The sequence below is a fragment of the Streptomyces sp. NPDC001513 genome, from assembly GCF_042894695.1.
In the GTDB taxonomy this organism is placed as follows: Bacteria; Actinomycetota; Actinomycetes; order Streptomycetales; family Streptomycetaceae; genus Streptomyces.
The window spans coordinates 45,572-60,402 of record NZ_JBIAVU010000007.1; the positions used below are offsets into that span (position 1 = coordinate 45,572).

A 14,831-nucleotide genomic window follows, 5' to 3' on the forward strand; every position below is an offset into this window, starting at 1 on the left:
CACACGGGTCGTTCGGTTCTCGTCGGGGGTGCCGGTCTCGTCGGTCTCGTCGGTCGCGTCGGTCTGGGCCATGCGGGGCTCCTCACGAGGGATCGGATCGGTCAGGTCACGTCGTGCACGCGCAGCACCTCGGTGATGCCGCGCGCCGACAGGTGGGCCGGGTCCTCGGCGCGCTCCGCCAGGACCACCGCGGGGCGCATCCCCCGGGCCGTCAGCGCGGCCCACGCTTCGAAGAACGCGCCGCCCGGGGCGCACACGGACCGCCCGGGGGCCTCGTGCTCCCCGCCGACGTCCACGGCGAGCGCCGTGGAGCGCACGGGCGGGCGGTGCGCGCGGCCCCGCCACTCCCCGGCGATCCGGGACACGGCGGCGCCGGCCGGTTTGGTCCGGCGGTCGTTGGTGAGCAGGCCGAGCCCGTACTCCAGCTCCGGGAAGTCCGCGAGCCCGCGGGACACGTCGTGCGAGCACCACCAGGTCACGCCCCACAGGTCCGGGCAGTCCAGCGCGTTCGTGACGGTGGCCTCGGTGAACCGCGCCGCGTGCTCGGGCGGGATCAGCGGCGCCGGGGCGCCCACCTCCTGGAGCCACACCGGGCGGTGCGGGTCGAGGGCCCAGGCCTTGGAGAGCTCGACGAGGTACGCGGCGTGGTGCTCGGTCGCCGTCCCGTGCCCGCCGTGGCGCTGCGCGGTGCCGTTGAACACCCAGGAGTGCACGGCGGTGGCGGCGCCCAGCCGGGCCGCCTGGGCCGGGGTGAAGGGGTGCCCGTCCTGGTACCAGGCGGCGTCGTACTCGGCGTGCAGGTGCGGCCGCCCGGGCGCGCCCTGCTCACAGGCGGCGAGCATCAGCTCCAGCCAGCGGGCCGCCTGGTCGGGGGTGATCCGGTCCGGGTCGGGGTGCGGGGCATCGGAGAACTGGTTGATCTCGTTGCCCACGGTCATGCCCAGGAAGTTCGGCCGGTCGGCGAGCGCGGCGGCCAGCGTGCGCAGGTACTCCTGCTGCCCGGCCACCACGTCCGGGTCGGTGAAGAGGTTGCGCCGGTGCCAGGTCCGGGTCCAGGCGGGCAGGAAGTCGAAGCTCGACAAGTGCCCCTGCAGTCCGTCCACGTTGACGTCGAGCCCGCGTTCGGCGGCCGCGTTGGCGAGCGCGACGAGCTGCTCGACGGCGCGCGGCCGGATCAGTGTCCGGTTCGGCTGGAAGACCGGCCACAGCGGGAAGACGCGGACGTGGTCCAGCCCGAGCGCGGCGATCGAGTCGAGATCGGCCCTGACCTCGTCGAGGTCGAAGTCCAGCCAGTGGTGGAACCAGCCGCGGGCCGGCGTGTAGTTGGCACCGAAGCGGAGCGCGTGATCCTGCACAAGGCGTCCTGGAGTTCTGGGGGAATTCACCGGGTGGGCCACAACCTGCCGGTGCGGATGGGGAAAGTCAACAGGGCCTCCAGCCGGTCTACTTATGCGCTTCAGCCCAGTTGACACAAGGGTTCTGTTCGCTGGAACCTGGCAGAACTAATGCGGTTTAGTTCTGACGGGTCACAGGGCGGCATGCGGAAATGGACAGCGGTATTTCGGTCACGGCGGTCACCACCACCCTGCTGCTGCGCACGCCCTCGGGCATGCCGGTGCGGGAGGGCGAACGGGAGCCGCACCAGCCGGTGTTCGGCCGGTACCGGCTGCACAACACGGGTACGGCCCCGCTGGGGGACGCGCCGTACACGGTGACATGTGACGGCCCCGCCTCCGCGGCGACGGTGACGCTCGCCTCCCGGGGACTACCGGATCGCGGTCAAGGCCGCCTGCCAGGGCAGGATCGCGTACGGTCCGGCCATTGCCCCCTCCGTATTCCGCCCCGCGTGACGCACCCGAAGGACGAATGAGGCAGGCCATGGCCCGCAGACCCACGATCAAGGACATCGCCCGGCAGGCCGGGGTGTCGGAGAGCGCCGTGTCGTTCGCGCTCAACGACAGGCCCGGCGTCTCGCAGGACACCCGGGCCCGGATCCGCCGCGTCGCCGAGGAACTCGGCTGGCAGCCCAACAGCGCCGCCCGCGCCCTCTCCGGCGAACGGTCCGGCGCCGTCGGGCTGGTCCTCGCCCGGCCCGCGCACACGCTCGGCGTCGAGTCCTTCTTCCTCCAGCTCGTCTCCGGCATCCAGGAGGTCCTCTCCGCCGCCCGGACCGCCCTGCTGTTCCAGGTCGTCGAGGACATCGACGCCGAATGCGCGGTCTACCGGCGCTGGTGGGCCGAGCGCAGGGTCGACGGGGTCCTCGTCGTCGACCCGCGCATACGGGACCCGCGCCCGGCGCTCCTCGGGCGGCTGGGCCTGCCCGCGGTCACCATCGGCGAGCCGGAGACCGGTACACAGCCGGAGCCGGGGCCGGAGCCTGCGACTGAGCCGGGGCCCGCGGTGGTCTCCTCGGTCCGGGCCGACGACGCCGGGGCCATGGCCCAGGTCCTGGACCACCTCCACGGGCTGGGCCACCGCCGGATCGTCCACATCGCGGGGCTCCCCGGCCTCGCCCACACGGTCCGCCGGATGGACTCCCTGCGGACGGAGGCCGCGCGCCGCGGGCTCGGCCCGGACCAGGTGCGCTCGGTGGTCACCGACTACTCCGACGCCGAGGGCGCCGCCGCCACCCGCCGGGTCCTGGCCGAGCCCGGGCCGCCCACCGCGCTCGTCTACGACAACGACGTGATGGCCGTCGCCGGGAGCGCGGTCGCCGCCGAGCTGGGCATCCCCGTCCCGGGCCGACTCTCGATCGTGGCCTGGGACGACTCCGCGCTCTGCCGGGTCACCCACCCCCGGCTCACCGCCCTCGTGCGCGACACCGCCGGCTTCGGCCGGCTCGCCGCCGAGGAACTCCTCGCCGTCCTCGCGGGCGGCCCGCCCGGGGTCCGGATCAGCGAGCAGCCGCGACTGGAGCCTCGCGAGAGCACGGCGCCGCCCCCGGCGCATACTGAATCCTGACCCCTTCCTGGAGCCGCCACCGTGATCACCCCCACCGCCCCCTTCCCCGCACCGCGCGCCGCCGCGGCGGCCGCCGGCCTGACGGTGGCGATCGACATCGGCGGTACGAAGATCGCCGGGGCGCTGGTGCACCCCGACGGCACGATGACCGCCACCACCCGCCGGGCGACCCCGCGCGGAGCGGACGCGGAGGGGGTCATGGCGGCGGTGGCCGAGGTCGTCGCCGACCTGTCCGGCTCCCCGCTGTGGGCCTCGGCCGTCCGTTGCGGGATCGGCAGCGCCGGCCCGGTGGACACCTCCCGGGGCACGGTCAGCCCGGTCAACATCGGGGCGTGGCGGGAGTTCCCCGTCCAGGCCCGGGTCGCGGCGGAGCTCGCGGCGCACGGGGCCGAGCTGCCGACCGTACTGGCCGGGGACGGCGTGGCGATGACCGCCGCCGAGCACTGGCTGGGCGCGGCCCGGGGCCACGCGAACGCGCTCTGCATGGTGGTCTCCACGGGCGTGGGCGGCGGCCTGATCCTGAACAACCAGCTGCACCCCGGCCCCACGGGCAACGCGGGGCACATCGGCCACATCAGCGTGGCCTTCGACGGCGAGCCGTGCGTCTGCGGCAGCCGCGGCTGCGTCGAGTCGATCGCCTCCGGCACGGCCATCGCCCGCTGGGCCCGGGAACAGGGCTGGACCCCGGCCGGCGCGGAGAACGGCGCGGAGAACGGCGCGGGGAGCGCGCGGGACGCCTCGGCCGCCGGTGTGGCCGCGGCCGCCGCCGCGGGCGACCCGATCGCCCTGGCCGCCTTCGACCGCGCGGGCCGTGCGCTGGCCGCCGCCATCGCCGCCACCGCGACCCTCGTCGAAACGGACATCGCCGTCATCGGCGGCGGGGTCGCCGCCTCCGGCGACGTCCTCTTCGCCCCGATCCGCACCCACCTCGCGGCCTACGCCACGCTCTCCTTCGTCAAGGAGCTCCAGGTGGTCCCGGCGACCCTGGGCACCCACGCGGGCCTGATCGGCGCGGCCGCGGCGGCGCTGATGCTGCTGCCGTCGCCGCCGTCCTCGTAGGACGTCGGCCACGACCTCATGGGGGACGTCAGGGTTTGACCGACCGGTAGTACCGGCCCGCCCCCTCGTGCAGCTGCAGGGGATCGGTGTAGATCGCCGTCCGCAGGTCCACCAGCTGCGCCGCGTGCACCTCGTTCCCGACGCGGTCGCGGCTGTCGATCACCGTCCGCGTCAGCTGCTCCGTCAGGACCGGGTCCGTCTCCGCCGTGGTCACCAGCAGGTTCGGCACGGCCAGGGTGGTCACCGCGCTGGTGTTGCGCGCCCGCGCGTACGCGTCCTGCGGCATGACCGCCGTCCGGTAGTAGCGCGCCGGACTGCCGCTGCCCTGCAGCTGCTCCACCAGGTCGCCGAGCTGCACGAGCCGGATCTGGTACCGCTCCGACAGCTCGCGCACCGCGTTCGTCGGCAGGCCGCCGGACCAGAAGAAGGCGTCGATCCGGCCGGCCTCCAGCTCGGCCGGCATGGTGTCGATGCCTATGGACACCGGCGTGATGTCCAGCACCGGGTCCAGCCCGGCCGCCTTGAGCAGCCGCTCCGAGACGAGCCGCACCCCGGACCCGGGCTGGCCGATCGCGACCCGCTTGCCCTTCAGGTCCCGGGCCGACTGCACGGCGGAGTCGGCCGGCACCACCAGCTGCACGTAGTCGTCGTAGAGCCGGGCGACCCCGCGCAGCAGGTCCGCGCGCGGCTTCCCGTCGAGCTGGTACTTGGCGACCGCGTCCGCGGTCGCCACCGTGAAGTCCGCCTCACCGGAGGCCACCCGCTTCAGGTTCTCCTGCGAGCCCTCGCTGGTCTTCAGATGGACGTCCACCCCGGGGGCGTCCCGCGCGAGCGCCTGCTGCAGCAGCTGCCCGTACCGGTGGTAGACGCCGGTCCGGGCGCCCGTGCTGAAGGTCAGCTCGGTGCGCAGCTCCGGTTCCCCGAAGGGCTTCAGCCACCAGGTGAGGATCCCGAGCACGGCCAGTACGGCCACCAGGACCCGCAGGGCGTGGCGCCTGCTGATCCGGGGCGGTACGAGAGGCATGGCGCGATCCTGCCACCCGACCGCCCTCCTGTCACGGCGCGGGCCGTCCGGGGGCCTCCGCGCGCAGCCGTCCCAACAGCCCGCGGGCGGCGGGTCCGGCCGGCCCGCCCGTGCGCCAGGCCACCGCCACCCGCCCGTTCAGCGCCGGTTCGGTGATCCGCAGCGCGCACAGTCCGCCGGCGTCCCGCGAGCCCGCGCCGGACTCGGCCCCGGACGGCACCACGGCCACCCCGAGCCCCCGCGCGGCCAGCCGGACCAGCACCGCGGGCGCCGCCGCCTCGAACTCCACCCGTGGCGCGAACCCCGCCTCCGCGCACGCCCGCTCCAGCACCCCGCGCAAGCCCGTCCCGCGCGGCAGGCTGATCAGCGCCCGTTCGCGCAGGGCAGCCAGCGGGATCCCGCCGTTCACGGACTCCGCGACGAGGGGGTCGCCCGCCCGGACCACCGCCACCAGGGGCTCGTCGAGCACCACCTGGCAGGAGATCCCCGGAGGCGGCTCCCCGCCGAGGCCGATCACGGCCAGATCCAGCTCCCCGCGCAGCAGGGCGGCCAGCATCCGCTCCGAGGTGTCCTCGGACAGGGCGATCTCCACCCGGGGGTGCTCGTCGTGGAAGTCCCCGAGCGTCCCCACCACGTCGAACCCGTCCACCACCGCCCCGGCCGCGCCCGGGATCAGCCCGAGGGCCACCCGCCCGCGCAGCAGCCCGGAGAACTCCTCGGCAGTCCGCCGCACCCCCTCCACCGCCGCCAGCGCGGCCCGCGCGTACGAGAGGACGGCCTCGCCCGTCTCGGTCGGCGTGACCCGCCGCCCGGACCGGTCGAGCAGCCGCTGCCCCAGCTCCCGTTCCAGCCGGCGTACCTGTGCGCTCACCCCGGGCTGGGACACGTGCAGCCGCGCCCCGGCCCGGGTGAAGCTGCCCTCCTCCACCACCGCCACGAAATAGCGCAGCTGAGCCAGTTCCATAACCATTGATTCTAGATCGCATAAGAACCCGCTCTTGGACTTATGCGGGGCGGGCAGCCGAGCCTGAAGCCATGAGCCGATCAGCGCCGCAACCCACGCCCGGACCCGCCTCCCGACCCGTGCCCCGACCCGCCTCCTCCCGCCCCGTGGGCCGATCCGCGAGCCGCCGTACGATCGCCGCGGCCGTCGCCGCCGAACGCCGCGAGCTGGCCGACGTACTCGACGCCCTCAGCCCGGCCCAGTGGGACGCCCCGTCCCTCTGCGGCGGCTGGCGCGTCCGCGAGGTCGCCGCCCACATGTCGCTCGGGTTCCGCACCTCCCTCCCCGGCTTCGCCGCCGAGCTGCTGCGGGCCGGCGGGAACCCGCACCGGATGACCGACCGGACGGCCCGCCGCGACGCCGCCGCCTTCAGCCCGCGCGAGCTCGCCGCGCTGCTCCGCGAGAACGCCGGCCATCCCTGGAAGCCCCCCGCCGCCGGCCCCGCCGGGGCCCTCGCCCACGACGTGGTCCACGGCCTCGACATCACCACCGCCCTCGGCCACCCCCGCCGCGTCCCCGAGGACCGGCTGCGGCTCCTCCTCGGCGCCGTCACCCCGCGCACCCTGCGCTTCTTCGGCGCGGACCTGACCGGCCTCCGGCTGCGGGCCGACGACCTCGACTGGTCCCACGGAAACGGAACGCCCCTCTACGGAAACGCCCAGGACCTGCTGCTCCTCCTCTTCGGCCGCCGGCTCCCCGCGGGCCGGCTGCACGGGGGACCGGAGGGCTCCCGGGTACCGCCTACCCTTGTTGCATGACCAGCAGCGACCGGAGCCAGGCAGTGGACGAGAAGCGAAGCTACGAGGTGCGCACCTACGGGTGCCAGATGAACGTGCACGACTCGGAGCGGCTCTCCGGTCTGCTGGAGGACGCCGGCTACGTCCGGGCGCCCGAGGGCGCCGACGGCGACGCCGACGTCGTGGTCTTCAACACCTGCGCGGTCCGCGAGAACGCCGACAACAAGCTGTACGGCAACCTGGGCCGGCTGGCCCCGATGAAGACCAAGCGCCCCGGCATGCAGATCGCCGTCGGCGGCTGCCTCGCGCAGAAGGACCGCGACACGATCGTCAAGCGGGCCCCCTGGGTCGACGTCGTCTTCGGTACGCACAACATCGGCAAGCTCCCCGTGCTGCTGGAGCGCGCCCGCATCCAGGAAGAGGCGCAGGTCGAGATCGCCGAGTCGCTGGAGGCGTTCCCCTCCACGCTCCCGACCCGCCGCGAGTCCGCGTACGCCGCCTGGGTCTCGATCTCCGTCGGCTGCAACAACACCTGCACCTTCTGCATCGTCCCGGCGCTGCGCGGCAAGGAGGAGGACCGCCGGCCCGGCGACATCCTCGCCGAGGTGGAGGCCCTGGTCGCCGAGGGCGTCTCGGAGATCACCCTGCTCGGCCAGAACGTGAACGCGTACGGCTCGGACCTGGGCGACCGCGAGGCCTTCAGCAAGCTGCTGCGGGCCTGCGGGCAGATCGAGGGCCTGGAGCGGGTCCGCTTCACCTCCCCGCACCCGCGCGACTTCACGGACGACGTGATCGCGGCCATGGCCGAGACCCCGAACGTGATGCCCCAGCTGCACATGCCGATGCAGTCCGGCTCGGACCCGATCCTCAAGGCGATGCGCCGCTCGTACCGCCAGGAGCGCTTCCTCGGCATCATCGAGAAGGTCCGCGCCGCGATCCCGCACGCCGCGATCTCCACCGACATCATCGTGGGCTTCCCCGGTGAGACGGAGGAGGACTTCCAGCAGACGATGCACGCGGTGCGCGAGGCCCGCTTCGCGAACGCCTTCACCTTCCAGTACTCCAAGCGGCCCGGCACGCCGGCGGCGGACATGGACGGGCAGATCCCCAAGGAGGTCGTGCAGGACCGCTACATGCGCCTGGTCGCCCTCCAGGAGGAGATCTCCTGGGAGGAGAACAAGACGCAGGTCGGCCGCACGCTGGAGGTCATGGTCGCGGAGGGCGAGGGTCGCAAGGACGGTGCCACGCACCGTCTGTCAGGCCGCGCCCCCGACAACCGCCTGGTCCACTTCACGAAGCCGGAGGCGGAGGTCCGCCCGGGCGACGTGGTCACCGTGGACATCACCTACGCGGCTCCGCACCACCTGCTGGCCGAGGGCCCGACGCAGACCGTGCGCCGCACCCGCGCCGGCGACGCCTGGGAGAAGCGCAACGCCGCCCCGGCCCAGCCCGCGGGCGTCATGCTCGGCATCCCCACCCTGGGCGTCCCGGCCCCCCTCCCGGTCGCCACGTCGGGCTGCGCGGTGGCGCAGGCCTGAGCCGAATCCAGCCCCGCCGGCGTTTGAGGTGCGGGGTCCGGGGCGGAGCCCCAGACCTTGAAGCCGAGCGGGCGGCGGAGTCCGCTCGGCACTGGCGTTAGGCTGCGGATCATGCTCGTAGCCGCCGCCGTCTGTCCCGCCCCGCCGCTGCTCGTGCCGGAGGTCGCCGCGGGGGCCGCCGCCGAACTCGGCGACGCCCGCACCGCCTGCTCCGACGCGCTGGCGGTGCTCGCCGCCTCCCGGCCCGACCTGCTGGTCGTCGTCGGCGCCGCCGCCGAGGGCGGCGCGTACGACCAGGGCACCCCCGGCGGCTTCGCCGGGTTCGGCGTGGACCTGACCGTCACCCTGGGCCCCGACCTGGGCGAACCGCCGAGCGGCCACGCCACCGGGGACACCCTGCCGACTTCCCTCGCGGTGGCCGGCTGGCTGCTCGGCCAGGCCCGCTGGGCGGCCGCCCCGGTCGCCGGTGTGGCCGTCGCCGCGGGCCTCGCCCCGAGCGGCTGCGGCCTGCTCGGCGCGGACCTGGGCGGTTCCGCCGAACGCGTGGCCATGCTGGTCCTCGGGGACGGCAGCGCCTGCCGGACCCTCAAGGCCCCCGGCTACCTCGACGAGCGGGCCGCCGCCTTCGACGCGGCCGCCGCCCGCGCCCTGGGCGCTGCCGACGCGGCCGCCCTCGCCGCCCTCGACGCCGAACTCGCGGCCGAGCTCCAGGCCGTCGGCCGGGCCCCCTGGCAGGTGCTGGCCGGCGCCGCCGAGGGCGCCGGCCTCGAAGGCCGGCTGCTGTATGAGGACGCGCCGTACGGGGTCGGGTACTTCGTCGCCGCCTGGTCGTAGGCACGGACCGGCCGGAGGCACGTACCGCCCGGAAGCGCGTACGACCGAAGGCGCGTACCGGCCGGAGCAGCAGACCCGGGAAACGGCGAAGGGGCGCGGGACCGGCAGCAGCTGCTGGTCCCGCGCCCCTTCCGGGACCGCGTCAGGAAGTGGCCGGCGGCGTCGTACCGCCGGGGGTGTCCTTGTGCGCGATCTTGCCCAGGGCGTCCTTCGCCTTGCCCGTACCGCTCGTGATCCGGTCGCTGTACTTGCCGTGGGTCTTGGAGTCCACGGCCTTGGCCACCTTGTCCAGGCCCTCGGCGATCTTGCCCTCGTTCTTCTGGGCGAGGTCGCCGACCTTGTCCTTCGCCGGACCGAGCTTGGCCTTCAGATTGTCCAGCAGGCCCATGGGTCACCTTCCGTTGGCGGTCGCTACGTGCGGGCGCCCTCGCCGGCTTCGCTGTCCGCGGCCACCTCGGCCGACTGCTGCTTCGGGATCTCCACGGCTTCCGCCGCCGGAGCCTCCGCAACGGCCGGCTCGGCCTCGGCCTCTTCGGCCGCACCGGACTCCGCCGTCAGGGCCTCGGCCGCTACCTCTTCGGTCGCGGGCTCGTCCTTACGACGAAAAAACCAGTCAAAAACGCCCATGTCTCCTCCTATAACGTTACTCGTGTGAGTGAAGTTCCGCCGTGACCGAACCGGCCTCCGCAAGGCGTACGCCGGGCATACGCAAGGGGTACGCACGGCGCACACCGGGCCGGAACCTCGCCAGGGCAACGACTCCGCCCCCACCCCGTCACGTAACTCGATCGGGTACATGGCGGTGTCTTGACCAGGGGCTGCGAGACTGGGGCGGTGAGGAATGCAGCCCCCGCCCCGCGGGTCATCGCCGTCGTCGGTCCCACCGCGGCAGGAAAGTCCGACCTGGGTGTCGCCCTGGCCCGCCATTTCGACGGCGAGGTCGTCAACGCCGACTCGATGCAGCTGTACCGGGGGATGGACATCGGCACCGCCAAGCTGACGACCGAGGAGCGCGGCGGTGTCCCGCACCACCTCCTCGACATCTGGGACGTCACCGACACCGCCAACGTGGCCGAATACCAGCGCCTGGCCCGCGTGGAGATCGACAAACTGCTCGCCGAGGGCCGTACACCCGTCCTCGTCGGCGGCTCCGGCCTGTACGTCCGCGGCGCCCTGGACGTCATGGAGTTCCCCGGCACCGACCCCGAGGTCCGCACCCGGCTGGAGGACGAGCTCACGCTGCGCGGCTCCGGCGCCCTGCACGCCCGCCTCGCCGCCGCCGACCCGGCCGCCGCCCAGGCCATCCTGCCCAGCAACGGCCGCCGCATCGTGCGCGCGCTGGAGGTCATCGAGATCACCGGACGCCCCTTCACGGCCAACCTGCCCGGCCACGAGTCCGTCTACGACACCGTGCAGATCGGCGTCGACGTCGCCCGGCCGGAACTCGACGAGCGGATCGCACTGCGCGTGGACCGGATGTGGGAGGACGGCCTGGTCGACGAGGTCCGCGCGCTGGAGGCCCGCGGGCTGCGCGACGGAATCACCGCCTCCAGGGCGCTCGGCTACCAGCAGGTGCTCGCCGCGCTCGCCGGGGAGTGCACCGAGGACGAGGCCAGGGCGGAGACCGTCCGGGCGACCAAGCGGTTCGCCCGCCGCCAGGACTCCTGGTTCCGCCGCGACCCGCGCGTGCACTGGCTCAGCGGAGCCGCGTCCGACAGGGGAGAACTCCCCGGACTCGCGCAGTCGTTGGTCGAACGAGCGGTCACAGCCTGATCACGTGATGGCATCGGGACGCCCCGGGCGCCGGTTACGGGGCCGGGGGCGTGCCATCATCAAACTCCTGCGGGTGCGGTCACCTGCGGTGAATGGCGGCGCACTGAGTCCGAGTGGGGAGGGCGCGTGGCGATGGAGGCCGGCCCTCGCGACACCGGGCGGGACGACACCCGACGGGAAGCGGATCCGACGCTTCTCGACGGTACGGACGGGCCCGCGGGCCTCGGGCTGCCCGCGGATCCCGCGCGGCTGACCCCCGACGGCCCGGACGCCCCGGACACCGCCGAGGCCGAGGCGGCCGCCGTCCCCGAGTTCGAGGTCGAGCTGCGCCCGCAGCGCCGCCTGCGCCTGTGGCAGATCGCCCCCATCGCGATGCTCGCCGCCGCCGGCTCCCTGATGTTCGCCTTCCCGCTCGCGTTCGAATTCGGCGACGGCGGCGCCGTCGTCGCCATGCTCGGCTTCCTGATCAGCTGCTGCGCCGGAGGCTGGGGCATGATGGCAGCCCGACGGGTCGGCTACACGTGGCCCGGGCTCCCGGCCCGGGGGAGCGGCCGCCGCCCCGACTGGCGCATGGCCGCGCTCTACGCCGTGATCGCACTGGCCGTCGTGTCCCTCGCCGTGTACCGGGTCGCCCGGCTCCGCTGACGGCCCTCCCGCCCGGCTCCGCCGACCGGCCCTCCCGACAGGTCCGCGTACTGGACCGCGCGGCACCGCTGAGCTGTGCCTCGGTACCATGGGCGGGTGACGCAGCGCACCCTCTCCTTCCTCAAGGGCCACGGCACCGAGAACGACTTCGTGATCGTCCCGGACCCGGACAACGCCATCGAACTGCCCGCGTCCGCGGTCGCGAAGCTGTGCGACCGACGGGCCGGGATCGGCGCGGACGGCGTCCTGCACGCCGTCCGGTCCGCCGCGCACCCGGAGGCGGCCCACCTCGCCGACGAGGCGGAGTGGTTCATGGACTACCGCAACAGCGACGGCTCCATCGCCGAGATGTGCGGCAACGGCGTGCGCGTCTTCGCCCGCTACCTCCAGTACGCCGGGCACGTCGAGCCCGGCGACCTGGCCATCGCCACCCGCGGCGGGATCAAGCGGGTCCACCTGGACAAGACCGGCGACGTCACCGTCTCCATGGGCCGCGCCGCACTCCCCGAGGGCGAGGTCACGGTCAGCGTCGGCTCCCGGAGCTGGCCCGCGCGCAACGTGAACATGGGGAACCCGCACGCCGTGGCCTTCGTTGAAAGCCTCGACGACGCAGGGACCCTCTACACCGCCCCGCCCTTCAGCCCGGCGTCCGCCTACCCCACGGGTGTCAACGTCGAGTTCGTCGTCGACCGCGGCCCCCGCCACGTCGCCATGCGCGTCCACGAGCGGGGTTCCGGCGAGACCCGCTCCTGCGGCACCGGCGCCTGCGCCGTCGCCGTGGCCACCATCCGCCGCGACGGCGTCGACCCGGCCGTCACCGGCGCACCGGTCACGTACACCGTCGACCTCCCGGGCGGAACCCTGCTCATCACCGAACACCCCGACGGGCAGATCGACATGACCGGACCGGCCGTGATCGTGGCCACGGGCGAGTTCGACGAGGCCTGGCTCACCGAAACGGCTTTCGCCTGAAGCTTCCCTCTAATGGGTGATCCGTTTCACGCTGAGCGAGAGGTGGACTGCGCCACGTGGTGGGGTCGGTAACATCAGGCACCGGCCCTGAGGGCTCACCCCATGCCCGCCACCGCCGGTCGAAGCCGTCGGAGGTGCCCATGAGTGCAGAGGCCACGAACCCCGAAGCACACCCCGAAGCGCGCCCTGAGCTCCGCAGACGGGGCCGGACCAGGCTCGATCTGCGCCGGCTCGGGCGCGCGGCCCTGCTCGGGCCGACGTCCAGGGACCGGCTCCCGGACGCCATCGGCCACGTCGCCGAGGCCCATCGCGCCCACCATCCGGACGCCGATCTGTCCCTTCTGCGCAGGGCGTACCTCCTCGCGGAGACCTCGCACCGGGGCCAGATGCGAAAAAGTGGTGAGCCGTACATCACACATCCGCTCGCCGTCACCCTGATCCTCGCCGAACTCGGCGCCGAGACCACCACCCTGACGGCCTCTCTGCTCCACGACACCGTCGAGGACACCGAGGTGACCCTCGATCAGGTCCGCGCCGAATTCGGCGACGAGGTCTGCTTCATCGTCGACGGCGTCACCAAGGTGGAGAAGATCGACTACGGCGCCGCCGCCGAACCCGAGACCTTCCGCAAGATGCTCGTCGCCACCGGCAACGACGTCCGCGTCATGTCCATCAAACTCGCCGACCGGCTGCACAACATGCGCACCCTCGGCGTGATGCGCCCCGAGAAACAGGCCCGCATCGCCAAGGTCACCCGCGACGTCCTCATCCCGCTCGCCGAACGGCTCGGCGTCCAGGCCCTGAAGACCGAGCTGGAAGACCTCGTCTTCGCGATCCTGCACCCCGAGGAGTACGAGAGCACCCGCGCGCTCATCGCGGCCCACGCCGGGGAACGCGACCCGTTGCCCGGCATCGCCGACTCCGTACGGGCCGTCCTGCGCGACGCCGGCATCTCCGCCGAAGTGCAGGTCAGGCCACGGCACTTCGTCTCCGTGCACCGGATCGCCCGGACGCGCGGCGAGCTGCGCGGCTCCGACTTCGGCCGCATCCTCGTCCTCGTCGGCGAGAACGCCGACTGCTACGCGGTCCTGGGCGAGCTGCACACCTGCTTCACCCCGGTCGTCTCGGAGTTCAAGGACTTCATCGCCACCCCGAAGTTCAACCTCTACCAGTCGCTGCACACCGCCGTCGCCACGCCCGAGGGCTACGTGGCCGAGGTCATCGTGCGGACCCGGCAGATGCACCGCGTCGCCGAGGCCGGCGTGGTGGCGCTCGGCAACCCGTACGCCACCGCGACGCCCGACGCCGCCGCAGACCCCGACGAGGAGCGCGTCGACCCCACGCGCCCCGGCTGGCTGTCCCGCCTGCTCGACTGGCAGCAGTCCGCACCCGACCCCGACACCTTCTGGAGCGTGCTGCGCGCCGAGCTGGCCCAGGACCGGGAGATCACCGTATTCAGGGCCGACGGGGGAACGCTGGGCCTGCCGGCCGGGGCCAGCTGTATCGACGCCGCCTACGCCCAGCACGGCGAGGCGGCCCACGGCTGTATCGGCGCCCGCGTCAACGGGCGCCTCGCTTCCCTGTCCTCCCCGCTGTCCGACGGGGACACCGTGCAGCTGCTGCTCGCGCAGGACGCCTCCTCGGGCCCGGCCGCCGAATGGCTGGACCACGCGCGGACCCCCGCCGCCCGGATCGCCATCAGCAGCTGGCTCGAATCCCATCCCGACCGGGCGATGTCCACCACCTCGGCCGCGCGGGCGCCGCTGTCGGTGATCGGCGCCCGGGGCGGCGGCGGCAACGCCGTCGCCGACCTGCCGGACGCCACCGTGCGGCTGGCCGGGTGCTGCACTCCGGTGCCGCCCGACGCCGTCGCCGGCTTCCTGGTCCGCGGCGGCGCCGTCACCGTGCACCGCATCCACTGCGCGGCCGTGGCGCAGATGCGCGCCGTGGGGCGCACCTCCGTCGCCGTGCACTGGCGGGCCACGGCCGACTGCCGGGTCACCCTGCTCGCTGAATCGTTCGGCCGCCCGCACCTGCTGGCCGACCTCACCGAGGCCATCGCCCGCGAGGGGGTCGAGGTGGTCTCCGCGACCGTGGAACCCCCGGTCGAACAGCGGGTCCGGCACAGCTACACCCTCCAGCTGCCGGACGCGACCGGGCTGCCCGCGCTGATGCGTGCGATGCGGGACGTGCCGGGCGTGTACGACGTCAGCCGGGCGTAGGCCGGGACGGCCCCGGACGTCCCCGTTCGGGTGGATCCGTCGCGCGCCGTACGCGGCCGTGTG

14 protein-coding genes are annotated in these 14,831 nt (G+C 73.9%); 9 read left to right on the forward strand and 5 right to left on the reverse strand.

Going from position 1 to position 14,831, the window contains the following annotated elements:
- Positions 1 to 101 precede the first annotated feature (101 nt).
- Positions 102 to 1,355, reverse strand: a complete 1,254-nt coding sequence (locus ACFYZ4_RS17100) for a glycosyl hydrolase (protein ID WP_390784235.1) — start codon at positions 1,353 to 1,355, stop codon at positions 102 to 104.
- A gap of 523 nt (positions 1,356 to 1,878) precedes the next feature.
- Here ACFYZ4_RS17100 and ACFYZ4_RS17105 point away from each other — a divergent pair.
- Positions 1,879 to 2,961: a LacI family DNA-binding transcriptional regulator gene (locus ACFYZ4_RS17105; RefSeq protein ID WP_390784236.1), complete on the forward strand. Its 1,083-nt coding sequence runs from the start codon at positions 1,879 to 1,881 to the stop codon at positions 2,959 to 2,961.
- A 21-nt stretch (positions 2,962 to 2,982) separates the two neighbouring features.
- Positions 2,983 to 4,020 (forward strand): ROK family protein, encoded by a 1,038-nt coding sequence (locus ACFYZ4_RS17110; RefSeq protein ID WP_390784237.1) that lies wholly within the window; start codon positions 2,983 to 2,985, stop codon positions 4,018 to 4,020.
- A gap of 28 nt (positions 4,021 to 4,048) precedes the next feature.
- Here ACFYZ4_RS17110 and ACFYZ4_RS17115 read toward each other — a convergent pair whose 3' ends face one another.
- The gene (locus ACFYZ4_RS17115; protein WP_384340679.1) at positions 4,049 to 5,044 is read right to left on the reverse strand and encodes a TAXI family TRAP transporter solute-binding subunit; all 996 of its coding nucleotides are present in this window, start codon (positions 5,042 to 5,044) and stop codon (positions 4,049 to 4,051) included.
- Between the two features lie 31 nt (positions 5,045 to 5,075).
- Positions 5,076 to 6,008, reverse strand: coding sequence for a LysR family transcriptional regulator (locus ACFYZ4_RS17120; protein WP_390784238.1), 933 nt, complete (start codon positions 6,006 to 6,008; stop codon positions 5,076 to 5,078).
- 146 nt (positions 6,009 to 6,154) lie between these two features.
- Here ACFYZ4_RS17120 and ACFYZ4_RS17125 point away from each other — a divergent pair, with 146 nt between their 5' ends.
- The 3 genes from ACFYZ4_RS17125 to ACFYZ4_RS17135 all read left to right on the forward strand — a co-directional run bounded on the left by ACFYZ4_RS17125 (position 6,155) and on the right by ACFYZ4_RS17135 (position 9,156).
- Entirely contained in the window at positions 6,155 to 6,805 is a 651-nt protein-coding gene (locus ACFYZ4_RS17125) for a maleylpyruvate isomerase family mycothiol-dependent enzyme (protein ID WP_390784239.1), read from the forward strand.
- Positions 6,802 to 8,322, forward strand: coding sequence for a tRNA (N6-isopentenyl adenosine(37)-C2)-methylthiotransferase MiaB (gene miaB / locus ACFYZ4_RS17130; protein WP_351291479.1), 1,521 nt, complete (start codon positions 6,802 to 6,804; stop codon positions 8,320 to 8,322). Before ACFYZ4_RS17125 ends, miaB begins: the two co-directional genes overlap by 4 nt.
- A gap of 111 nt (positions 8,323 to 8,433) precedes the next feature.
- A complete protein-coding gene (locus ACFYZ4_RS17135; protein WP_390784240.1) occupies positions 8,434 to 9,156 on the forward strand; it encodes a hypothetical protein in 723 nt (240 codons plus the stop codon).
- Between the two features lie 142 nt (positions 9,157 to 9,298).
- Here ACFYZ4_RS17135 and ACFYZ4_RS17140 read toward each other — a convergent pair whose 3' ends face one another.
- Together ACFYZ4_RS17140 and ACFYZ4_RS17145 are read right to left on the reverse strand one after the other, a co-directional pair.
- Positions 9,299 to 9,544 (reverse strand): antitoxin, encoded by a 246-nt coding sequence (locus ACFYZ4_RS17140; protein WP_351291475.1) that lies wholly within the window; start codon positions 9,542 to 9,544, stop codon positions 9,299 to 9,301.
- 23 nt (positions 9,545 to 9,567) lie between these two features.
- On the reverse strand, positions 9,568 to 9,783 hold the full coding sequence (locus ACFYZ4_RS17145; protein ID WP_351291473.1) for a gliding motility protein: 216 nt from the start codon (positions 9,781 to 9,783) through the stop codon (positions 9,568 to 9,570).
- A 207-nt stretch (positions 9,784 to 9,990) separates the two neighbouring features.
- Here ACFYZ4_RS17145 and miaA point away from each other — a divergent pair, with 207 nt between their 5' ends.
- The 4 genes from miaA (at position 9,991) to ACFYZ4_RS17165 (ending at position 14,768) form a co-directional block, all read left to right on the forward strand.
- The gene (miaA, locus tag ACFYZ4_RS17150; protein WP_351291471.1) at positions 9,991 to 10,929 is read left to right on the forward strand and encodes a tRNA (adenosine(37)-N6)-dimethylallyltransferase MiaA; all 939 of its coding nucleotides are present in this window, start codon (positions 9,991 to 9,993) and stop codon (positions 10,927 to 10,929) included.
- 132 nt (positions 10,930 to 11,061) lie between these two features.
- Positions 11,062 to 11,574, forward strand: a complete 513-nt coding sequence (locus tag ACFYZ4_RS17155) for a hypothetical protein (RefSeq protein WP_351291493.1) — start codon at positions 11,062 to 11,064, stop codon at positions 11,572 to 11,574.
- A gap of 96 nt (positions 11,575 to 11,670) precedes the next feature.
- A complete protein-coding gene (gene dapF, locus ACFYZ4_RS17160; RefSeq protein ID WP_390784241.1) occupies positions 11,671 to 12,546 on the forward strand; it encodes a diaminopimelate epimerase in 876 nt (291 codons plus the stop codon).
- Positions 12,547 to 12,686: 140 nt separating this feature from the next.
- Positions 12,687 to 14,768: an HD domain-containing protein gene (locus ACFYZ4_RS17165; RefSeq protein ID WP_351291467.1), complete on the forward strand. Its 2,082-nt coding sequence runs from the start codon at positions 12,687 to 12,689 to the stop codon at positions 14,766 to 14,768.
- The last annotated feature ends 63 nt before the right edge of the window (positions 14,769 to 14,831 follow it).

Coding starts and splice junctions, on each gene's coding strand:
- ACFYZ4_RS17105 (WP_390784236.1), top strand. CDS start 1,879: ATGGCCCGCAGACCCACGATCAAGGACATCGCCCGGCAGGCCGGGGTG.
- ACFYZ4_RS17115 (WP_384340679.1), bottom strand. CDS start 5,044: ATGCCTCTCGTACCGCCCCGGATCAGCAGGCGCCACGCCCTGCGGGTC.
- ACFYZ4_RS17120 (WP_390784238.1), bottom strand. CDS start 6,008: ATGGAACTGGCTCAGCTGCGCTATTTCGTGGCGGTGGTGGAGGAGGGC.
- miaB (WP_351291479.1), top strand. CDS start 6,802: ATGACCAGCAGCGACCGGAGCCAGGCAGTGGACGAGAAGCGAAGCTAC.
- ACFYZ4_RS17135 (WP_390784240.1), top strand. CDS start 8,434: ATGCTCGTAGCCGCCGCCGTCTGTCCCGCCCCGCCGCTGCTCGTGCCG.
- ACFYZ4_RS17140 (WP_351291475.1), bottom strand. CDS start 9,544: ATGGGCCTGCTGGACAATCTGAAGGCCAAGCTCGGTCCGGCGAAGGAC.
- ACFYZ4_RS17145 (WP_351291473.1), bottom strand. CDS start 9,783: ATGGGCGTTTTTGACTGGTTTTTTCGTCGTAAGGACGAGCCCGCGACC.
- ACFYZ4_RS17155 (WP_351291493.1), top strand. CDS start 11,062: ATGGAGGCCGGCCCTCGCGACACCGGGCGGGACGACACCCGACGGGAA.
- ACFYZ4_RS17165 (WP_351291467.1), top strand. CDS start 12,687: ATGAGTGCAGAGGCCACGAACCCCGAAGCACACCCCGAAGCGCGCCCT.